The sequence below is a fragment of the Furfurilactobacillus sp. WILCCON 0119 genome, assembly GCF_053471565.1.
The window spans coordinates 255,420-275,701 of record NZ_JBPCCV010000002.1 but is presented as its reverse complement, the minus strand read 5'-3'; the positions used below and the strand labels follow the sequence as shown (position 1 = coordinate 275,701).

General features: G+C 49.6%; 21 protein-coding genes. 19 read left to right on the top strand and 2 right to left on the bottom strand.

Features of this window, described 5'->3' with window-relative positions:
• The 12 genes from ACRYI5_RS04875 to tsaD all read left to right on the top strand — a co-directional run bounded on the left by ACRYI5_RS04875 (position 1) and on the right by tsaD (position 9,153).
• Positions 1 to 777, top strand: coding sequence for a tyrosine-protein phosphatase (locus ACRYI5_RS04875; RefSeq protein WP_407878651.1), 777 nt, complete (start codon positions 1 to 3; stop codon positions 775 to 777).
• A gap of 168 nt (positions 778 to 945) precedes the next feature.
• Entirely contained in the window at positions 946 to 1,602 is a 657-nt protein-coding gene (gene tmk / locus ACRYI5_RS04870) for a dTMP kinase (RefSeq protein WP_448224474.1), read from the top strand.
• Between the two features lie 17 nt (positions 1,603 to 1,619).
• Complete coding sequence (locus ACRYI5_RS04865; RefSeq protein WP_407878655.1) at positions 1,620 to 1,949, top strand: cyclic-di-AMP receptor; 330 nt, start codon at positions 1,620 to 1,622, stop codon at positions 1,947 to 1,949.
• A 34-nt stretch (positions 1,950 to 1,983) separates the two neighbouring features.
• A complete protein-coding gene (gene holB, locus ACRYI5_RS04860; protein WP_448224473.1) occupies positions 1,984 to 3,012 on the top strand; it encodes a DNA polymerase III subunit delta' in 1,029 nt (342 codons plus the stop codon).
• Positions 3,013 to 3,048: 36 nt separating this feature from the next.
• Positions 3,049 to 3,399 (top strand): DNA replication initiation control protein YabA, encoded by a 351-nt coding sequence (locus tag ACRYI5_RS04855; RefSeq protein WP_407878658.1) that lies wholly within the window; start codon positions 3,049 to 3,051, stop codon positions 3,397 to 3,399.
• A gap of 26 nt (positions 3,400 to 3,425) precedes the next feature.
• Positions 3,426 to 4,310, top strand: coding sequence for a 16S rRNA (cytidine(1402)-2'-O)-methyltransferase (rsmI, locus tag ACRYI5_RS04850; protein WP_407878719.1), 885 nt, complete (start codon positions 3,426 to 3,428; stop codon positions 4,308 to 4,310).
• Positions 4,307 to 5,074, top strand: coding sequence for an acyl-[acyl-carrier-protein] thioesterase (locus ACRYI5_RS04845; RefSeq protein ID WP_407878659.1), 768 nt, complete (start codon positions 4,307 to 4,309; stop codon positions 5,072 to 5,074). Before rsmI ends, ACRYI5_RS04845 begins: the two co-directional genes overlap by 4 nt.
• An 89-nt stretch (positions 5,075 to 5,163) precedes the next feature.
• Positions 5,164 to 6,156: a UDP-glucose 4-epimerase GalE gene (gene galE, locus ACRYI5_RS04840; protein WP_448224472.1), complete on the top strand. Its 993-nt coding sequence runs from the start codon at positions 5,164 to 5,166 to the stop codon at positions 6,154 to 6,156.
• Positions 6,157 to 6,345: 189 nt separating this feature from the next.
• On the top strand, positions 6,346 to 7,071 hold the full coding sequence (tsaB, locus tag ACRYI5_RS04835) for a tRNA (adenosine(37)-N6)-threonylcarbamoyltransferase complex dimerization subunit type 1 TsaB (protein WP_448224471.1): 726 nt from the start codon (positions 6,346 to 6,348) through the stop codon (positions 7,069 to 7,071).
• On the top strand, positions 7,055 to 7,654 hold the full coding sequence (gene rimI / locus ACRYI5_RS04830) for a ribosomal protein S18-alanine N-acetyltransferase (protein WP_448224470.1): 600 nt from the start codon (positions 7,055 to 7,057) through the stop codon (positions 7,652 to 7,654). Before tsaB ends, rimI (ACRYI5_RS04830) begins: the two co-directional genes overlap by 17 nt.
• Positions 7,647 to 8,129: a ribosomal protein S18-alanine N-acetyltransferase gene (gene rimI, locus ACRYI5_RS04825; RefSeq protein ID WP_448224469.1), complete on the top strand. Its 483-nt coding sequence runs from the start codon at positions 7,647 to 7,649 to the stop codon at positions 8,127 to 8,129. The genes rimI (ACRYI5_RS04830) and rimI (ACRYI5_RS04825) overlap by 8 nt, the downstream gene beginning before the upstream one ends.
• Positions 8,113 to 9,153, top strand: a complete 1,041-nt coding sequence (gene tsaD, locus ACRYI5_RS04820; protein WP_448224468.1) for a tRNA (adenosine(37)-N6)-threonylcarbamoyltransferase complex transferase subunit TsaD — start codon at positions 8,113 to 8,115, stop codon at positions 9,151 to 9,153. The genes rimI (ACRYI5_RS04825) and tsaD overlap by 17 nt, the downstream gene beginning before the upstream one ends.
• Before the next feature lie 76 nt (positions 9,154 to 9,229).
• Here tsaD and ACRYI5_RS04815 read toward each other — a convergent pair whose 3' ends face one another.
• Entirely contained in the window at positions 9,230 to 11,176 is a 1,947-nt protein-coding gene (locus ACRYI5_RS04815; RefSeq protein WP_448224467.1) for an ABC-F family ATP-binding cassette domain-containing protein, read from the bottom strand.
• A 340-nt stretch (positions 11,177 to 11,516) separates the two neighbouring features.
• On the opposite strand from ACRYI5_RS04815, the gene ACRYI5_RS04810 reads away from it, so the two are divergent.
• The 4 genes from ACRYI5_RS04810 (at position 11,517) to ACRYI5_RS04795 (ending at position 16,594) form a co-directional block, all read left to right on the top strand.
• On the top strand, positions 11,517 to 12,176 hold the full coding sequence (locus ACRYI5_RS04810; protein WP_407878668.1) for a redox-sensing transcriptional repressor Rex: 660 nt from the start codon (positions 11,517 to 11,519) through the stop codon (positions 12,174 to 12,176).
• A gap of 246 nt (positions 12,177 to 12,422) precedes the next feature.
• The gene (gene groES / locus ACRYI5_RS04805) at positions 12,423 to 12,707 is read left to right on the top strand and encodes a co-chaperone GroES (protein ID WP_407878669.1); all 285 of its coding nucleotides are present in this window, start codon (positions 12,423 to 12,425) and stop codon (positions 12,705 to 12,707) included.
• Positions 12,708 to 12,776: 69 nt separating this feature from the next.
• A complete protein-coding gene (groL, locus tag ACRYI5_RS04800) occupies positions 12,777 to 14,411 on the top strand; it encodes a chaperonin GroEL (RefSeq protein WP_448224466.1) in 1,635 nt (544 codons plus the stop codon).
• Positions 14,412 to 14,758: 347 nt separating this feature from the next.
• Positions 14,759 to 16,594, top strand: coding sequence for an APC family permease (locus ACRYI5_RS04795; protein ID WP_448224465.1), 1,836 nt, complete (start codon positions 14,759 to 14,761; stop codon positions 16,592 to 16,594).
• Positions 16,595 to 16,636: 42 nt separating this feature from the next.
• On the opposite strand, the gene ACRYI5_RS04790 is transcribed toward ACRYI5_RS04795, so the two are convergent.
• On the bottom strand, positions 16,637 to 17,284 hold the full coding sequence (locus ACRYI5_RS04790) for an IMPACT family protein (protein WP_448224464.1): 648 nt from the start codon (positions 17,282 to 17,284) through the stop codon (positions 16,637 to 16,639).
• Between the two features lie 69 nt (positions 17,285 to 17,353).
• On the opposite strand from ACRYI5_RS04790, the gene ACRYI5_RS04785 reads away from it, so the two are divergent.
• The 3 genes from ACRYI5_RS04785 to hpf all read left to right on the top strand — a co-directional run bounded on the left by ACRYI5_RS04785 (position 17,354) and on the right by hpf (position 20,118).
• Positions 17,354 to 18,694, top strand: coding sequence for a DEAD/DEAH box helicase (locus ACRYI5_RS04785; RefSeq protein WP_448224463.1), 1,341 nt, complete (start codon positions 17,354 to 17,356; stop codon positions 18,692 to 18,694).
• 191 nt (positions 18,695 to 18,885) lie between these two features.
• Positions 18,886 to 19,368 (top strand): ComF family protein, encoded by a 483-nt coding sequence (locus ACRYI5_RS04780; protein WP_448224462.1) that lies wholly within the window; start codon positions 18,886 to 18,888, stop codon positions 19,366 to 19,368.
• Between the two features lie 189 nt (positions 19,369 to 19,557).
• On the top strand, positions 19,558 to 20,118 hold the full coding sequence (hpf, locus tag ACRYI5_RS04775; protein WP_407878675.1) for a ribosome hibernation-promoting factor, HPF/YfiA family: 561 nt from the start codon (positions 19,558 to 19,560) through the stop codon (positions 20,116 to 20,118).
• The last annotated feature ends 164 nt before the right edge of the window (positions 20,119 to 20,282 follow it).

The following is a 20,282-nucleotide window of genomic DNA, read 5'->3' as shown; positions in this document are numbered from 1 at the left end:
ATGCCAGTTGTTGACTTGCATTGTCATTTATTACCGCAGTTAGATGACGGTTCTAAGAGCATGGCCATTTCATTGGAATTGGCTATGGCGGCTGTGGAAAACGGGGTAACGCATGCGTTATTAACGCCCCATCATATGAATGGCGTTTACACAAACCATAAAGCAGCCGTGCAGCAAGCAACGCGCGCTTTTGCAGATCAATTAGCGCTTAACGGTATTGACCTAAAAGTTTTTGCTGGTCAGGAAGTGCGGATTAACGGCGACCTGCTAACGGCGATTAAGAACGACGACATCTTGTATGCGGATGAGGGCAATCACTATTTAATGTTGGAATTTCCCGACAATGATGTGCCACACTACACTCGCGAACTGTTGTATAACGTGCAACAACAGGGAATCACGCCGGTCATCGTGCACCCGGAACGCAACGCAGCCATTTTGGCCAACCCAACGTTACTGTTTGACCTTGTGAATCAGGGATGTTTGGCCCAATTAACGGCTAGCAGCTACGTGGGGACGTTTGGCAAAAAGGTTGCAACGTTCAGTCGCCAACTGATCGAGGCGGGTCAGGTGAATGTTCTAGCTTCGGATGCCCACCATTTGCCTGGGCGAAAGTATGAAATGCGCCAAGCCTTTCAGCAACTGGAAAAAGACTTTGGCAAAAATCGGGCCCAACTCTTTGAAAAGAGTGCCGAAAACATTTTAAACGGTGCGCCCGTTGAAACGGTGGGGATTAAACCGCTTCAAACAAAGCGGCGGTTGTTTGGTTTGTTTTAGATTGATCGCACCATAAAAAGCTTACGGAAAATTTCCGCAAGCTTTTTATTTTGGGCGTGGTGACAGGCAATCACGGTGAATTATTTTAATGAAGCGCTCGCTTTGCGTTAGACATGGTTCGCGTTCTAAAGTACAATTAACTCATTGAAACTAAGGGAGTTAAGAATTGTGGAGACAGGCGCATTTATTACTTTTGAGGGGCCCGATGGGGCTGGAAAAACCAGTGTTTTGAGTGCGCTGATTGAAGAATACACGAGTCAATTGGGGTCACGGTTGGTCTCAACGCGTGAACCTGGGGGCAACCGAATTTCTGAAGCCATTCGGGCAATCATCATGGATACCACAAATGTGGACATGGACGCCCGGACAGAAGCGTTGTTATTTGCAGCGGCACGGCGCCAGCACCTCGTTCAGACGGTGCAACCGGCGCTCGCGTCAGGCAAGATTGTTTTTTCAGATCGGTATGTTGATAGCTCCATTGCGTATCAAGGGGCGGGCCGTGAAATTGGAGCGACGGCTGTTGCCGAGATGAACTTGTTTGCCACGGCGGGATTTACGCCAGACCTAACCATTTACTTCGACATTCCGTCAGAGGTGGGGCTGGCCCGGATTCACGATTATCGTGCAGACCAGGTCAACCGGTTAGATAATGAAGCACTATCCTTCCATCGCCGGGTGCGAGCCGCATATTTGCAACTTGCCCAGCAGGAACCAGAGCGGATTGTCACGATTGACGCAAATCAACCATTAGAAGCAGTTGTTGAAGATGTTAAGCAGACGTTGGCGCAACGCTTGCCACAACAGTTTGGTTTATCTGAAGACTAGAAAAGGGAGTGGTTCACATGAAAATGATCGTTGCGATTGTTCAGGATAAGGACAGTAACCGGCTGAGTAATCAGTTTATTGAACAAAACATTCGGGCAACAAAGTTATCATCAACTGGGGGATTCTTACGCTCTGGTAACAGCACCTTTTTAATTGGGATCGATGATGACCGGGTGGATGAAGTGCTGGCTTTAATTAAAGAAACGTCACACACGCGCGAGCAGTTCATGACACCGCCCGTGAATATGGATGTATCGATGGACCAAACGGCGTCGTATCCCGTTGAAGTCACGGTGGGTGGCGCAACCTGTTTTGTTCTCCCCGTGGACGCATTTCACCAGTTTTAACGTTAACGCAGAAGTAATAAGGTGACAGTGAGGCATGATGGCAACAACAAACGAACTTTTATTAAATGCTGAGCACCGACAACCGGTGTTTGTTCAGCATTTTCAACATGTAATTGAACAGGGCGAACTTGCACATGCTTATCTGTTCGCTGGCCCAGCTGGAAGTGGTAAGGAGGAGCTCGCAATGTGGATTGCGATGCGCCTTTTTTGTAACCGCGTGACGGACGGACAACCTTGCGGTGAGTGTGAAGAGTGCCTGCGGATCAGTCAACATGAGCACCCAGACGTTTTGGTCGTGGAACCAGACGGTCAGTCCATCAAGGTTGACCAGGTCCGGTTGCTCAAAACGGAGTTCACAAAGAGTGGTGTGGAAGGTAATCAGAAGGTGTTCATCGTTGCCGGCGCAGAAACAATGACGGCGAGTGCAGCCAATAGTTTACTGAAATTTTTAGAGGAACCAAGTGGGACCGTTACGGCAATTTTACTGACGACCAACTTGAACCTCATTTTACCGACAGTCGTTTCTCGGACCCAAGAGTTGGAAATGCGACCGCTCGCACCGATGGAATTACAGACCCAGTTAGCGGCGGTCGGGGTGAATCCCAGTTTGTTACCGTTGACGATGCGGTTAACCAACAGCGCCGAACAGGCCCAGGAATGGCTAACGGATGATTGGCTTGGTCAGGCGGCTAATGCGACCTGGCAGTGGCTGGCTCATGTCTTAAAACCAGATCTCCATGCGTTTCCACTGGTGGCGACCGACATTATGCCACTGGCAAAGGATCGGGGCCACCAGCGGTTATTATTGGACATGATCATTGCGGCATTGCGTGACGCACTGCTGATCAGCCAACCAGAGGTGACGGAATCTGTCACGATGAGTTTCCCCAGCCACCGCGCGGAGTTAGCGACATTGACGGCGAATTATACGCAAAATCAACTCGTCGAAATGACTGATTTGGGGTTACAATCAAAGCAGCAATTAGAACGAAACGTTAGCTTTGAAAACACGGTTGAGGCGCTAACGTTACAAATTATTGATGGCTTGACCGTGGCGCAATAGATGAACAATGGTTTGAAAATTGGTGGAGGTGTAGTGGTGGATAAACGACAAGCACTGCTGAGTGATTTCGATCACTTAGAAGAACAAACAGACGCCATTTTGGCACAATTAACGGCATTGAAGGCACAGGTGACGGCGTTGTCTGAGGAAAACGCTGAACTAACTGTGGAAAACCAACACCTACGAGAATTACTGAGTGAAAATGGGATCGATGGCGACGATGAACAACGGTTATCAAAGTCACTTCAAAACCTTGAACGCTTGTATGCCGCTGGCTTTCACGTGTGTCGTGAATTTTACGGCCAACGCCGTGAAGCGGATGACTCGTGTGCCTTTTGTTTAGAGTTGATCTACGGTGAGCGTGAGCGCACTAACAAAGCTAGTTAAGGGTGAGTGAAGAAGACATCATGACGATTACCAGCCAACAAAGTTTTGCAAACCACACTGTGGGGACACTGTACCTAGTGCCCACGCCGATTGGCAACTTGCAGGACATGACCTACCGCGCCGTCCAAACGCTACAAGATGTTGATTTAATTGCGGCGGAGGACACGCGCAACACACAAAAATTACTGAATAATTTTGACATCACCACCAAGCAAATCAGTTTTCACGAGCACAACACGCAGGAACGCATTCCTGAATTAGTGGCGCGATTGCAGGCAGGTACGACCATCGCGCAGGTCAGTGACGCCGGGATGCCATCCATTAGTGACCCCGGGTCTGAGCTGGTTGCCGCTGCTGTTCAAGCAAGCATTCCGGTCGTGCCACTACCAGGCGCTAATGCCGGTGTGACCGCGTTGATTGCTAGTGGCCTAGTGCCCCAACCCTTTTATTTTTACGGCTTTTTGAACCGTAAACTAAAGGAACAGCGTGAGGAGCTCAGCGCGTTAGCGAAGCATGAAGAAACGGTGATCTTGTACGAAGCACCGCACCGTCTCCTTAAAACCCTCGTTGCGATTGAAGCCGCGGTGGGCCCTGACCGTCAACTGGTGTTATGCCGGGAATTGACGAAAAAGTTTGAAGAATTTATTCGGGGCACCGCTGCTGAAGTGGTGGCATGGGCCCGCGACAACCAGATTCGTGGCGAATTTGTCGTTTTGATCGGCGGGGCGGAGCATGTTGAAGCCGTTGAAGTTGATCCATTGCTGGCATTGACCGTTGATGCGCACGTCACGGCGTTGATCAATCAAGGTGCAAAACCAAATGATGCCATTAAAGCTGTTGCAAAAACACGGGGGTTAAAGAAGCAGGCCGTCTACGCAACGTATCATCATTTAAATGAGGTGGATGAATGACTGAACCACGGTGGTACGAAGCACCACATAAAATTGAATACTATGAAACAGACCTGACGGGGCAGACAACGCTGGCCATGTTGATCAACATGTTGGTACTCACGTCGTATGATCAAGCCGATCATTTCGGCGTTGGGACGGACTACATGTTGGAAAACGGCCAGGGTTGGGTCATTGCCCAGTACGAAATCGACGTCACCCGACTACCGCGCGATCATGAACGGGTGACACTAGCGACTGAAGCGACGTCTAATAACCGGTACTTTGCTTACCGGCAGTTCTTTATGCGCGACGAGGCCGGCGAACTGCTGGTTCACGTAAAGTCGATCTGTGTTGTTATGGATCAAGCGGCTCGTAAGATGGTTGCCATTCCGGCAGCAGCGATCGCGCCGTACGAGTCTGATGAGGTGAAACGGATTCCGCGATTGGCGCGGCCCACAAGCATCGATGAGCAGATGGCCGTGATAAGTCAGCCTTACCAAGTGCGCTACTTTGATTTAGACACGAACCATCATGTGAACAACGCCCATTACTTTGACTGGATGATGGACCCCCTCGGTGAGGACTTTTTGACCACCCATGCGTTAGCGCATGTTGCGATTCGGTTTGAAAATGAGGTTCGCTACGGTCATGAAATTAAGAGTGTTGTCACAGTGCCCGTCGTTCATGATGATGGCACAATCACGACGCTTCACCGTATTGAAGGTGACGGTGAGCGCTACGCCGAGGCAGAGTTTACGTGGCGTGGTGTAAACAAAGATTAAGTAACGGTATCAATTATTAACGAAAATGTTGCGAGAAAGCGTCGCTGTGCTATGCTTGAAAGCGATAACATAATTGTGGAGGAAATAAAATGTCAATTTTAGTTGCTGGTGGGGCCGGGTATGTCGGCTCACACATGGTTGATCGGTTGATCGAAAAGGGCCATGACGTGGTTGTTGTGGATAACTTATCCACAGGCCACCGTGCTGCCGTAAATGACGCGGCCCATTTTTACGAAGGGGACACGCGTGATCATGACTTTTTAACGCATGTTTTTGAAACAGAACAAATTGATGGCGTGATTCACATGGACGCATTTTCCATCGTGCCAGAATCCATGAAGGATCCGTTAAAGTACTTCGATAACAACGTTAGTGGCATGATCACATTACTTGAAGTGATGCATGAACAAGGCTGTACCCGAATGGTCTTCTCATCCACAGCGGCAACCTATGGTGTGCCAGAGCGGATTCCAATTCATGAAGATGACCACAAGGAACCAATCAACCCATATGGTGAAAGTAAGTTGATCATGGAACACATGATTCGTTGGTGTGATGAAGCTTACGGTATTAAGTGGGTTGCACTGCGTTACTTTAACGCAGCTGGTGCAAAGGCCGATGGTTCAATTGGGGAAGATCACCACCCAGAAACCCACTTGTTACCCATCATTTTGCAAACGGCACTTGGCGAACGTGACCACATTGATATGTTTGGTGATGATTACGACACACCAGATGGGACAAACGTTCGTGACTATGTCCATATTTTAGACTTAGCGGATGCGCACATCTTGGCGCTGGACTACTTGGCTGACGGCAACACCAGCCGGGCATTTAACCTTGGTTCATCGACTGGTTTCTCAGTGAAACAAATGGTGGAAGCTGCCCGTGAAGTAACTGGCAAACCAATTCCTGCTAAAATTGGACCACGGCGTGCCGGTGACCCAGATTCACTGGTCGCTGATTCAACGGATGCCCGTGAAATTTTGGGCTGGCAACCACAATACGATGATGTGCACGACATCATCAAGACAGCATGGGCTTGGACCCAAAGCCATCCACATGGTTATGAAGATCGTTAATCCAATATTCAATTAATCAAGTTCACTGATCATTTATGATGATCAGTGAACTTTTTTTATTGCCGATGTACTGAACGTAAAGCGGTGACACAACTCGTTAGGATTGGGGATGGCCCTAGGGGTTTTTGTGAAGATGTGTTAAGATAATGGACGTCTAAACGAACGAAAAAAATGAAAGCCAGGCATGACATGAAGGTACTTGCATTAGATACATCAAACCGGCCGCTAAGCGTGGCATTATTAGAAGATGAGACCGTTGTCGGTAAAGTAACGACGGCGACACAGCTTGATCATAGCGTTCAACTGATGCCAGCCATTGCTTCCTTAATGGCCGACGAGGGCTGGCAACCGACGGACCTTGATCGTGTTGTTGTGGCACAAGGACCTGGTTCTTACACCGGGGTCCGCATTGCCGTCACCACGGCCAAAACATTAGCGGCAACGCTGAACCTAGAATTGGTTGGTGTTTCAAGTCTTGCCGTGCTCGCTGGTGGTGTAGCGCAAGCGTCCAACCAGTTGATTGTTCCCGTGTTTGATGGTCGGAACACCCAACTTTATGCTGGTGGCTACCGTGTCAAAGAGGGCGAATTAACGAATGTCATTGCTGACCAGCATACGAACCTGACCTCATGGTTAACGTTGTTGGCTGACCTGAACGAACCTGTTTTACTGGTGGGGGAAACAACCCGTTACCATGATGAAATTGTGAACCAGTTAGGTGACAACGCGTTGTTTGCGCCAACAGCTGATAATTTACCCGATGCGGGTGTCTTAGGGCAGCTTGGTCAAGCAATCGCACCAGTTGAGAATATTGATAATTTTGTACCGAAATATTTGCGGTTATCCCCAGCTGAAGCACAGTGGGCGGCTGCACATCCAGGAGAGACGAACACGAACTATGTTGAAGAAGTGTAAGGCAACAGTCCAAAAATGGTATCAACGGCACTTTGCAAGTGACGTCCGCCAACAGCAAGTGGAAGATCTGGACATTAAAAATCATCGGTTGATGATTCGTGATGTGCAGTACTTTTTAGGACGTGCACAGTTCCCAGACATTCCAGAAATCGTGGCCGTGGAGCGGGCTGTCTATGATGGCAAAACACCGTGGGATGACCAAGCATTTGCCAATGAATTAAAGCGGAAACAAGATCGGTTGTACCTCGTTATTCGTAAGGATGACCAGTTGATTGCTTTTGCGGGGTGCTCCCTTGACCGGCGGCGGAAGGATGCCCACGTGACGAACATTGCGGTGTTGCCACAATGGCAGAATTCCGGCTTAGGTGAATTTTTATTGCGGACGTTGGTTCGTAAAGCACGACACATGGGGATGCACCAGGTGACGTTGGAGGTGCGTTTGAGCAATACCGGCGCGCAACGTTTATATAAAAAGCTTGGCTTTAAGCAGACGGGAATTAAACGTGGGTACTACTTTGGTGACCATGAGGATGCCGTTGACATGTTACTTCCGCTAATCAATAGCCACCCAGCAGATGAGTAACGTTGTGTGTCGGCCGTTTGAACCGGTTGACAAACACAAAGGTGCCCAGCTGATTGAGCAGCTCGCTGCGAGTGCGTACGCGACAGGGGCACCATGGTCACAGACCGTTATTGAACGCGACCTTGGGTTAGCGACGAGTGATTACTGGCTGATCGAGCAGGACGGAGAACCACTGGGCTTTATCAGTGGGAGCCAGGTGCTTGATGAGGCAGAAATCACCAACATTGGCATTAGTGCTCAGGCGCAAGGCCGCGGGCTGGGGCGTCAGCTGTTGACCGTGTGGCTACACGCTCATGAATCGGCGCAGGTAATCACACTTGAGGTGCGCGAACATAATGACGCTGCCAGGGCGTTGTACCAGCGCCTGGGGTTTCACGCCATTGCGGTACGTCCGAACTATTACAGCGCACCCAGTGAGAATGCCGTAATCATGCAACGAAAGGTAAAAGGAGAACATTGTGACGCAGGAACGTGAGTTGATTTTAGCTTTTGAAACCAGTTGTGATGAAACGAGTGTTGCCGTTGTTGAAAATGGTGACCGCATTCTCAGTAACTTTGTTGCAACACAAATTAAGAGTCATCAACGGTTTGGTGGCGTGGTGCCAGAAGTGGCCAGCCGTCATCACATTGAAGAAATTACCATTGGGATCAAAAAGGCGCTGACAGAAGCACAGGTGACGCCCGCTGAGTTGACGGCGGTTGCGGTCACGTATGGGCCAGGGCTGGTTGGTTCGTTACTTATTGGTGTAACCGCGGCCAAAACGTTTGCGTTTGCACATGGGTTACCATTGGTTCCGGTGAATCACATGGCGGGCCATATTTACGCGGCCCGTTACGTTGAACCGTTGACGTTTCCGTTGTTAGCGATGTTAGTCTCCGGTGGGCATACCCAGATTGTTCTCATGAAGGCGGCCAACTCGTTTGAAATCATCGGTGATACACGCGATGACGCAGCGGGTGAGGCTTACGATAAGGTCGGCCGTGTCCTTGGCATTCCGTATCCGGCAGGAAAAGAACTCGATCGCCTGGCTCATGAGGGCGCAGATACGTTTAACTTTCCACGGGCAATGATTCATGAAGCCAATTATGACTTTAGCTTTAGTGGATTGAAAAGTGCCTTTATTAACACCGTTCATAATGCTGATCAGCGGGGTGAAACACTTAACCGCGCGAACTTAGCCGCAAGTTTTCAGGCAAGCGTGGTTGATGTTCTCGTGGCGAAGGTGAGTGCGGCTCTGAAAGATTTCCCCGTTCACCAGTTAGTTCTAGCCGGTGGGGTTGCCGCTAACCGTGGCTTGCGTGATGGGTTGGCAGAGCTGCTCACGACACGTTTTCCCGAGACAAAGCTTGTGGCAGCACCACTGGCACTTTGTGGTGACAATGCAGCCATGATCGGGGCAGCCGCCCACATTGAGCTGGCTGAGCAACACTTTGCGGGGTTAGATTTAAACGCCGATCCAAGTCTTGAGTTTCCCTGGTTGCCAGGAATGGACGCCTAACTAATGATGACAAATTAAAATGACCACCTTCCCAATTCTTGAGAAGGTGGTCATTTTAATTTTAGCTTAATCAGGATCAAGCTAAGTTATGTTCTGCGTTAAACGTTTCAAGCGCCTCACTTGCGGTTGCCCATTCAAGTGACAGGGTGTCGTTTTGTTCGTTTAGTGCATCCAGCTCGTGCTGAAGATCCGTGAGTTTACCGATGTCACGAACGTTTTCTGGTTGCTGCATGGTCGCCGTCACGGTGGTGATCTGTTCGTCCAACGCGTCAATTTGTTCTTCGAGCGCAGTTACCTGCCGCTGGAATTTCCGTTGCTCACGAAGGTCTGCCTTACTGGCTTGATAGGCAGAGGCCGCGGCCGTTGTGGTCGGAGTGGCTTCCGTCGTTGGCAGGGTTGCTTGGTCAGCTGCGATGGCGGTCTGATAGTCATCGTAATCACCGTCAAACCAGCGTGTCTTAGCCGCAGATAATTCGACGACTTCAGTGGCCACCTGGTTGATGAAGTACCGGTCATGTGAGACAAAGAGAATGGTTCCGGTAAAAGCGTTCAGGGCTTCTTCCAAAACTTCACGAGCATCAATGTCTAAATGGTTCGTGGGTTCGTCCAAGATTAAAAAGTTATCGTGATCTAAGGATAGTTTTGTGAGCGAGAGCCGGGCGCGTTCACCACCACTCAGCGCGCTGACACGCTTTTCGACGTCGGTTCCGGTAAAGAGGAAACTACCAAGCAGTGTCCGCACATCACGTTCAGGGATGGTGGGGTGTTCATCCCACACTTCACTAAGGACCGTCTTGTCATCGTGCAGGATTGCTTGTTCTTGATCATAATAACCAATGCTCAAGCTGGCACCAAGTTTGACAGTTCCAGCAAGCAGTGGCAGTTGGCCCAAAATGGATTTCAAGAGGGTTGATTTACCAACCCCGTTGGGACCAACGATGCCGACCGCATGTTGTTTAACGACGTCTAAATTAATGTGTTCGGCCAGCGGATGGTCGCTCATGTAGCCAATGCTGACATCCTGGACCTTGAGCACCTCTTTCCCACTTTCACCAGATGGTTCAAACCGAATGCGAATGGAGCGATCGTCATCTTTGGGTGCCTCCAACCGATCCATACTTGCGAGCTGTTTTCTCCGGGCTTGGGCCCGCTTGGTGGTTGAGGCACGGACGATGTTACGGTTAACGAAATCTTCAAGGGCGTTGATTTGGGTCTGCTGCTTATCGTACGCCCGTTGTTCAGTGGTGAGCCGTGTTGCCTTCTGGCTTAAATAAGCTGAGTAGTTTCCTGTGTAATGGGTCAACGTGTGTTGGTTCATGTCGTAGACGGTGGTCACGACATGGTCAAGAAAGTACCGGTCATGTGAAACGACGAGGACGGCTCCCGGGTACGTTTTCAGGTAATCCTCTAGCCAACTTAGCGTTTGGATGTCCAAATGGTTTGTTGGTTCATCCAAAATCAGCAGGTCTGGGCGTTGAAGAAGGTGTTTGGCAAGTGCAAGCTGGGTCTTTTGCCCACCAGAAAAACTGGTGACGTTACGGTCGTACGTGTCTTCATCGAAATGAAAGGCATGGAGAACACCACGAATCGTGGCCTGATAGCCATAACCGTTATTTTCTGTGAAGTCGTGCTGCAACTGGTCGTAGTCGGTTAGTAAGTGGGTGTAATCTGTACTGGTATGATCAGCCGCGGGGTCGGCAATTTGGGCTTCGAGTTGATGCAACTGGGCTTCCTGACGCTGCTGCTGAGCAAAAACGGTGAGCATTTCGTCCCAGACGGTGTTGCTCGAGGTTAAGCCGGCGTCCTGGGGAAGGTAGCCGATGGTGGCGCCCTTTGAAGAGGAAATGGTCCCCTCATCAGGCTCCGTAATGCCAGCAATCATTTTCAGCAGGGTGGATTTTCCGGCACCATTCCGGCCCACCAAACCGACACGGTCGCGGTCGTTAATGGTCATTGAAACGTGTTGAAATAAAGTATCAGCGCCGAAACGTCGCGCAACTTGTTGCACCTGAAGCACTTGCATAAATTGAGGTCTCCTACATCATAAAAGTCTTTGTTCTATTTTAGCATGTTGTGGGGTGGGATTGCGAAAGGGACAAAAAGTTCGTGAAATGAACTAATGATTGGTGGATAAACGCGTGTAACCACTCGAGAAGTGGTCTAAAAATTAATCAGTAAAAGAAACGCCGGTTTAAGCCACTTTTGCGCATTGAAAAATGGTGAAATGCCCTTGTAATTTTGCGAAATACCCGAATGCTGATATGAAATATGCTTCACAATAAGGGGCCCTATGCTATAATTTACCTTACAACGAGTTTCACAAGGATAACCCGCAAAGTGCGGAAAGAAAAGGAGTGACTGCTGTGGCTGAACAACGAATTCCACGGGCAACGGCAAAACGGTTGCCAATTTATTATCGATACTTGAACATTCTCCTCAACGCAGATAAGATGCGCGTCTCATCAACAGAATTGTCAGAAGCAGTGAAGGTGGATTCCGCCACGATTCGGCGGGACTTTTCCTATTTTGGTGCACTAGGAAAACGGGGCTACGGCTATGACGTGCCTAAATTACTTGAATTCTTCAAACGAATCTTAAATCAGGATCAACTGACTAACGTTGCATTGATCGGGGTTGGGAACCTTGGGCATGCATTGCTCAACTTTAACTTCCACCAAAACAGTAACGTTCGGATCAGTGCCGCTTTTGATGTGAACGAAGCCATCATTAATACAGTTCAAAGTGGTGTGCCAATTTATCCACTGGATGAGATGGTACAACAGTTGCGGGATCAACAAATTGAAATTGCAATTGTGAGTGTGCCAGAAGACACAGCGCAAGACGTGACGAATCAAGTGGTTGAAGCTGGTGTTCAGGGAATTTTGAACTTTACGCCACGGCGGTTAACGGTTCCTGACAACATTCGGGTTCAAAACGTCGATTTAACAAACGAATTACAAACCTTGATTTACTTCATCGACCATTACGAAGGTGGCGACGATGGGGAAGAGGACGACGAATAAGCACGGTTTAACAACATTTGGACAATGAGCCAGATGTTTTTTTATTGTCAAAAAACATTTGGCTCACGTTGCCGTATGTCTTGGTGAATGGGGCGTCAGTGGCTTGGGAAAAAACTTTTTGACTAAGTTTGACCAAAACACTTGCATTCAGAAAGCGGCATGGTTATCATAGAGCATGTTGTTAGCACTTAACGTATAAGAGTGCTAAAAGCTCTGATTATAATAATGATATTGGAGGGAATCAACGTGTTAAAACCATTAGGAGATCGCGTTATTTTACAAGCTTCAGAAGAAGAAGAACAGACCATTGGTGGCATTGTCCTTGCAAGTAATGCACAGGAAAAGCCAACAACTGGGAAGGTTATCTCAGTTGGAACTGGCCGGATTTTGGACAACGGAACGACGGTTGCCCCACTTGTTAAAGCGGGCGACGTTGTGATGTTTGACAAATATGCGGGAACCCAAGTTTCAGATAACGGTAATGACTACCTGGTTCTCCATGAAAAAGACATCGTTGCGGTTGTTGAATAACAACGCAGCGTTAACAAACCGAAATAAGCATGTGTCAGCACACTAAAATACAGTTGAGGTGGCAGAAAAATGGCTAAAGATTTGAAGTTTTCAGAAGACGCCCGGAGCGCAATGCTCGCTGGGGTCGATAAATTAGCAAACACAGTAAAGACAACGCTTGGACCAAAGGGACGGAACGTCGTTTTGGAACAAACATACGGTTCACCAACCATCACAAATGATGGGGTAACGATTGCCAAGGCCGTTGAATTAAAGGATCATTTCGAAAACATGGGTGCTAAGTTGGTGGCAGAAGTTGCTTCCAAGACAAACGACATCGCCGGTGACGGAACAACGACCGCCACGGTGTTGACGCAATCCATCGTTAACGAAGGGATGAAGAACGTTACGGCGGGTGCAAACCCTGTTGGGATTCGCACCGGGATCGAAAAGGCAACCAACGCCGCCGTTGATGCCTTGCACAAGATGAGCCACGATGTGAAGACTAAGTCTGACATTGCTCAGATTGCGTCCATTTCAGCCGCTGATCCAGAAGTCGGGACGTTGATTGCCGACGCAATGGAAAAGGTTGGTAACGATGGTGTGATCACCATTGAAGAATCTAAGGGAATCGAAACAACGTCCGATGTTGTTGAAGGAATGCAGTTTGACCGTGGGTACATGAGTCAATACATGGTTACCGACAACGACAAGATGGAAGCTGACTTAGACAACCCATACATCCTGATTACCGACAAGAAGATTGCGAACATCCAAGACATCTTGCCATTATTGCAATCAGTTGTTGAACAGGGCCGTGCATTGTTGATCATCGCCGATGACATTACCGGTGAAGCACTCCCAACGTTGGTATTGAACAAGATGCGGGGAACATTCAACGTGGTTGCCGTTAAGGCGCCTGGTTTTGGTGACCGGCGGAAGGCACAACTGGAAGACATCGCTGCCTTGACTGGCGGAACCGTTGTGACTGATGACCTTGGCCTGAACTTGAAGGACACAACCGTTGAACAGTTGGGTCAAGCAGGTAAGGTTACGGTTACTAAGGACAACACTACCATCGTTGAAGGTGCAGGTAACAAGGCGGCCGTTGAAGAACGGGTTGCTAACATCAAGAGCGAACTGGAAGCCACAACGTCTGACTTTGATAAAGAAAAGTTGCAAGAACGGTTGGCTAAATTATCCGGTGGTGTTGCGCGGATCAACGTTGGTGCCGCTACGGAAACGGAATTAAAGGAACGCCGTTACCGGATCGAAGACGCGTTGAATGCAACGCGGGCCGCTGTTGAAGAAGGTTTCGTATCTGGTGGTGGGACTGCCTTGGTCAACGTGATTGACGCCGTTGCTGCATTGACAGAAGAAGGCGATGTTCAAACAGGGATCAACATTGTGTTGCGTGCCCTGGAAGAACCAGTTCGTCAGATTGCTGCTAATGCCGGTAAGGAAGGCTCAGTAATCGTTGAAAAGCTGAAGTCACAAAAGCCAGGCGTTGGTTACAACGCTGCAACTGATGAATGGGTTGACATGGTTGAAGCCGGAATCGTGGATCCAACCAAGGTTACCCGGTCAGCACTGCAAAATGCTGCCTCAGTTTCATCATTGTTACTGACAACAGAAGCAGTTGTTGCTGAAGAACCAAAGCAAGACAACGGTGCTGCTGACGCCGCTGCTGCGGCACAAGCTGCTCAAATGGGCGGAATGATGTAGTTTTAGTACCATAATAAATTGTTTAATAAATAAGGGGCCGACACCAATGGGTGTTAGCCCCTTATTTATCGCGCTTTACGCCACTTTTAGTGCCCGTAATGATGGATAGTAATGTGAAAAGTGACAGCTTTTTATTAATTATTTATCAGCTAATTCATTGAGAAAAGACACAGGTTTGTTTGGTGTTTGTTCAAAATGTAGTGTAGAATGAGTGAGCTAGAAAGCCGCGGCCATGTTGTGGCTTTTTTGCCGTTTTTAGCCAGCTTTGATCCTTAAGCAGGCTGATAATTCAAATAATTAAAGCGTCTATTTTTAAGTGAAATGGGCGATATTAAAGGAGTTTCTTTATGTGGCGCTATTTAAAGCGACTGTTAATTGGTAAGCCGCTAAAAACATTGGATGAGGGTGGCCAGGCCCTAACGAAGTTTAAAGCCTTGGCGCTCTTGTCCTCAGATGCATTGTCATCTGTGGCGTATGGGACAGAACAAATTACGACGGTGTTGGTAACCTTATCCGCAGCCGCCATTTGGTTCTCACTGCCGATTGCCGGAATCGTTTTGATTCTGTTATTGGCGATCACGCTGTCCTATCAACAAATTATTCATGCGTATCCATCTGGTGGTGGCGCCTATGTGGTGGCTTCAACTAACTGGGGGCGGCCCGCGGGACTTGTTGCTGGGGGGTCACTGTTAGTTGACTACATGTTGACCGTGGCGGTTTCCGTGACGTCAGGAACCGAGGCAATCACGTCGGCGATTCCGTCGTTGTATCACCATCAGGTCTTGATTTCCATTGTCATCGTGCTGTTCGTTATGACCCTGAACCTTCGGGGGATGAGTGAGTCAGCCAACTTCCTGACCATTCCGGTGTACTTCTTCGTCGGCATGATTTTACTGATGATCATTGTCGGGATTTACAACATCGTTACGGGACAGGTTGCCTACCACGCCACTGCCGCCGTTGGAGCGCCCGTTAAGGGCATGACAGCGTTACTGTTCATCAAGGCGTTCAGTTCTGGATCATCTTCACTGACCGGGGTTGAAGCCATCAGTAATGCGGTGCCGAACTTTAAAAAACCAAAGACAAACAATGCCGCCGCAACGTTGGCCATCATGGCCACAATTTTGGCCCTGTTCTTTGCTGGCATTACGTTTATCAACTACTGGTTGGGTATCAAGCCAATGGCAACACAAACGGTCCTTTCTCAAATTGGGGCCGGCGTGTTTGGACACGGCTTACTGTACTACCTGTTACAAACATCGACGGCCATGATCTTAGCTGTTGCCGCCAACACCGGGTTCTCAGCGTTCCCAATCTTGGCGTACAACCTGGCTAAGGATAAAAATCTGCCCCATGCTTACATGGACCGTGGGGACCGGTTGGGTTATTCCAATGGGATCATCACGTTGGCATTAGGGGCGATTGCGTTGATCGTGATCTTTGACGCCCAAACAACGTTACTGATCCCACTGTATGCTGTCGGGGTGTTCGTTCCGTTTGCGTTATCACAATCAGGAATGATCATTCACTGGCGGCGTGAACGGGAAGGGTTCTGGCAAGGCAAAGCGTTCATTAACTTTATCGGGGCGTTTATCTCCGCCGCCATTGCCATCTTCTTGTTCATGACCCGGTTTAGTAACGTGTGGCCTTACCCAATCGTCATGGTGGGCTTACTGTGGATGTTCCATAAAATTCACTCCCATTATAAAACGGTGGCTGCCCAATTGCGGGTTGCTGAAAATGCGGAGGCCAAGCCACATCGCTATGATGGGGCAACGGTAATCGTGTTGGTTTCGAACGTGACGCGGGTGACCAAAAGTGCCATCGACTACGCGGAATCCATTGGGGATTACGTCATTGCGATGCACGTGTCGTTTGACCAAAACCCAAATAAGGAACGGGAGACCGTTGCTGAGTTCAAACGGGACTTCCCAAACGTTCGGTTTGTGGACATCCACTCCTCGTACCGGTCAGTTTCTGGACCTGTGCTGCGGTTCTGTGATGTCATTGCGAAACGGGCGGCGGAACGAAATTACAGTACCACGGTGCTGGTTCCACAGTTCGTTCCACGGCGACCATGGCAAAACATCCTGCATAACCAAACCAGTTTGCGGTTACGGACGGTGTTGAATTCACGTGAAAACATCATTGTGTCCACGTACAATTACCACTTAAAACAATAGTGTCTAATAAAAGCAGCCCTTCATCATTGATGGGGGCTGCTTTTATTTGGTCGTTTCTGGATCATAAGGAACAAACGCAAACGTCTCCCCGGTATCAACGATTTGCGCTTGACCGTTGGTTTTACTGGTGAGATCGGCGACAAACGTGGCGTCTGCCGCGTTAACCAGCACGGTAAACGTCACGGCGACCGCGTAAGCCGTATCCACGACGGTGACGACACGGTCGGTGAGCCACGGTGTGAGTGGTTCGGCCTGTTGATAACTGAGCGTAATTTGGTAACGTGCTAGCCGTTGCCGGGCAACCACGGAACCGGCTGCGGCCAGGCTGGCCGTGCTGCCGTAAGCCCGAATGAGTCCGCCGGCACCGAGCTTGATGCCACCAAAGAAGCGGGTGACCACAATGATCACGTTGTGCAAGCCAAGTCGGGTAATGACGTTTAGGAGCGGTGATCCTGCCGTGCCACTGGGCTCACCGCCGTCACTTTGGCGGGTGATTTCATCGTGGTCGCCGATAACGTAAGCAAACGTATGGTGGTTGGCCTTTGGAAGGGCGTCGCTAACACTGGTCAGAAAGGCCTGCGCGTCTTCTTCTGAGGTGATTGGTGCCGCGTTACCGATAAACCGTGATTTTTTAATGGTTTGCTCTGCTTCGTGTGGTTCAGCAAGGGATAAAAATGGGGGGACTGACATAAAATAACCTCGTGAAAATATTTTTAGGGGACTTAACGTATGTACTGATAGATGTAAAAGGGGGCAACCATGAATCCAGAACAATTATATGGACGGCAGTTACTATCCGATGAATTGAGTGACGTTGATCTGCGCCAAGTGGCATCCTTGCAGCGACGGCCGGCCATGAGTCAGCACGGCCGGCGGATTCGTTGTGAGCGGTGCCAGACGTGGCATGCAAGCGACCAGGTCCGCCTGGCGACTGGAACCTATTTTTGCCCCGCGTGCTTAACACTTGGCCGCGTCACCAGTCGGCAACAACTGGTGGGGTTACCGGAACAAAATGCGTTTAATCCGCCAGTCCATCCGTTAACATGGCAGGGCGAACTGACCCGGTTGCAAACGGCGTGTGCTCAAGTGATCGTGACCGTCTTTCAGCAACGCCGCCAGCACTTGTTGTGGGCGGTGACAGGGGCTGGAAAAACGGAGATGTTGTTTCCTGGGTTGGCGGATGCCCTGGCGCGTGGTGACCGAATTGCGGTCGCCTCACCCCGCGTCGATGTGTGCTTGGAGCTTGCGCCACGGTTAAAACGGGCGTTTGCAGGCGTCCCAATTGCAGTGTTGCATGGACGGCAAACACGGCCGTATGCGTATCGCCAGCTGACGGTGTGCACGACGCATCAACTCTATCGATTTTACCACGCCTTTGATGTTATCGTCGTGGATGAAGTCGATGCGTTTCCATTTGCACACAACCCGCGCTTGGCGGTGGCAGTCGCAACCGCTAGAAAACTAACGGGCGCGACGTTGTATCTGACAGCAACACCAAGCCGGGCACTATTGCGTGATGTTCACCACGGACGGCTCACGTTGAGTTACTTACCCTTACGTTTTCACGGACATGTTCTGCCAGAATTGACCGTTCGGTTGGCGATTAATTGGCGCCGCCAGCTAGCACGGCACCACTTGCCAGCCGGGCTGTTACGGGTGTTAAGCCAATTCATCAAGCGTGAGCAACGTTTCTTACTGTTTGTCCCACATGTGGCCCAACTAGCGGTCGTGGCAAAAATCTTGACCCGTGTCTTTCCAAAGTTAACGTTTGCGACGGTCCACGCAACGGATCCTGAGCGACTGGAAAAAGTGACAGCAATGCGTGAACGGCAAGTTCAGGGGTTGATCACGACTACGATCTTAGAGCGGGGGGTCACGTTACCGGGCATTGATGTGTTGATTTTAGGTGCGGATGACCCGGTCTTTTCAAGTGCGGCGTTAGTCCAAATGGCAGGCCGTGCGGGCCGAAGTGCTGACCGCCCGACTGGCCTTGTTTGCGCATGGGTCAGTACACAAACGCGAACGATCAAGGAAGCCCAACGCCAGATTCGTCTGGTTAACCGAAAGGGCCGCCGGTTGCCTGAATGGCAACCTGTGTAATGTGTCAGCGGCCGCTTTCCTGGCGGCCGCCAATTGGGCGCCTCTTTTGCTTGCGGCCGCTGACACAACGCGCAGTGTGTGACCGTTGTTTGGCGACGTTTACCCGAATTGACCGGGCGACTGCCTGTCCACAGTGCGGGCGTGCTCAACAACAACCTGGCCAATGTCATGATTGTGAGCGTTGGAATCAAATGGCGGACGTTTCGGCCACAAATGCAGCGCTGTTTGAGTACAATGAGGCGATGAAAGCATTTATGCATGCGTATAAGTTTATTGGTGATTGTCGGATGGCGGCGGTCTTTCAGCCAAGCGTTACGGCGGCTATTATGACGCTTCACCCGGATGTCGTGGTGCCCATGCCGGTGGCCCAATCAACATTAGTTAAACGGGGATTTAACCAGGCAACGCTACTTTTGCCATCCAGTGTCCCGGTCGTTTCGGCGCTACGGGTTCAAACGGTGACGAAGGTCCAGCAATCACGACTGGGCCGAACGGCGCGGTTAGCCCGAACACAACCGTTTGAACTGGATGGACAAGCTGGTCGAAAACTGACCGGTCAGCAGGTGCTTATCTTTGATGATGTGTACACAACCGGGCGAACAATGCGATTTGCCATGCAAGTCTTACAAGACGCGGGGCCAAAGTCCCTGACAGGGCTTACATTAGCGCGTTAATGCGCCTTATTGAGGGGTTATTATTGAGTGTTAACGACAGGTTCGCTATAATAAAGTTACAGGTAGCGATAGAGTGGTCCTATCAAAACCACTTCATGGTAAACGCCCAACGTGGCACCATGAAGACAGCGCTAAACGCGCTTAAGCCCCCGCATAGCGGGAACTTAGTTCGGAAGGGAGCGAAGTTTTATGTTAGATGTACAAACTCGTGGAGAAAACATCTCAGTAACCGATGCACTCAGAGACTATGTTGATAAGAAAGTAACCAAGATCGAACGGTACTTGGAACCGAATGTCAGCGCTGTTGCCCATGCTAATTTGCGGGTCTATCCAGATAAAACAGCAAAGGCAGAAGTGACCATTCCGTTGCCATACTTGACGTTACGGGCAGAAGAAACATCTGATGACCTGTACAAGAGTATCGACACAATGTCGGATCGGTTGGAACGTCAGGTTCGTAAATACAAGACCAAGGTTAACCGGAAGTCTCGGGAAAAGGGTTACAAGGGCTTAGACTTCCGTCCAGACGAAGTGGTTGTTGAAGAAGAACAACCAGAAGCACGCTTTGACGTGGTTCGGACCAAGAACCTGCAGCTGAAGCCGATGGATAATGAAGAAGCCATTTTACAAATGGATTTATTGGGCCATGATTTCTTCATTTACCAAGATGCAGAGACTGATGAAGTTAATGTTGTGTACCGTCGTAATGATGGGCGTTACGGTTTATTGCAAGCCGGTAGTATTGATTAAATAACCAAATGGAGTTCATTGTAAGCACCGCAATTGCGGTGCTTTTTTTATTGCCTTACTAGACAACTGTTGAAGTGGTTGGCTATGAACACCGGATTTTTGACTGAGAAGCGGGGAATTCGAGTGGGTCATCGTTGTGTAAATGTTAGTGGAACGTTAGGATT

Bases quoted from the DNA above. Each gene is read 5' to 3' on its own strand.
- ACRYI5_RS04875 (WP_407878651.1), top strand. From the start codon at position 1: ATGCCAGTTGTTGACTTGCATTGTCATTTATTACCGCAGTTAGATGAC.
- ACRYI5_RS04865 (WP_407878655.1), top strand. From the start codon at position 1,620: ATGAAAATGATCGTTGCGATTGTTCAGGATAAGGACAGTAACCGGCTG.
- holB (WP_448224473.1), top strand. From the start codon at position 1,984: ATGATGGCAACAACAAACGAACTTTTATTAAATGCTGAGCACCGACAA.
- ACRYI5_RS04845 (WP_407878659.1), top strand. From the start codon at position 4,307: ATGACTGAACCACGGTGGTACGAAGCACCACATAAAATTGAATACTAT.
- galE (WP_448224472.1), top strand. From the start codon at position 5,164: ATGTCAATTTTAGTTGCTGGTGGGGCCGGGTATGTCGGCTCACACATG.
- tsaB (WP_448224471.1), top strand. From the start codon at position 6,346: ATGAAGGTACTTGCATTAGATACATCAAACCGGCCGCTAAGCGTGGCA.
- rimI (WP_448224470.1), top strand. From the start codon at position 7,055: ATGTTGAAGAAGTGTAAGGCAACAGTCCAAAAATGGTATCAACGGCAC.
- rimI (WP_448224469.1), top strand. From the start codon at position 7,647: ATGAGTAACGTTGTGTGTCGGCCGTTTGAACCGGTTGACAAACACAAA.
- ACRYI5_RS04815 (WP_448224467.1), bottom strand. From the start codon at position 11,176: ATGCAAGTGCTTCAGGTGCAACAAGTTGCGCGACGTTTCGGCGCTGAT.
- groL (WP_448224466.1), top strand. From the start codon at position 12,777: ATGGCTAAAGATTTGAAGTTTTCAGAAGACGCCCGGAGCGCAATGCTC.
- ACRYI5_RS04795 (WP_448224465.1), top strand. From the start codon at position 14,759: ATGTGGCGCTATTTAAAGCGACTGTTAATTGGTAAGCCGCTAAAAACA.
- ACRYI5_RS04790 (WP_448224464.1), bottom strand. From the start codon at position 17,284: ATGTCAGTCCCCCCATTTTTATCCCTTGCTGAACCACACGAAGCAGAG.
- ACRYI5_RS04785 (WP_448224463.1), top strand. From the start codon at position 17,354: ATGAATCCAGAACAATTATATGGACGGCAGTTACTATCCGATGAATTG.
- ACRYI5_RS04780 (WP_448224462.1), top strand. From the start codon at position 18,886: ATGGCGGACGTTTCGGCCACAAATGCAGCGCTGTTTGAGTACAATGAG.
- hpf (WP_407878675.1), top strand. From the start codon at position 19,558: ATGTTAGATGTACAAACTCGTGGAGAAAACATCTCAGTAACCGATGCA.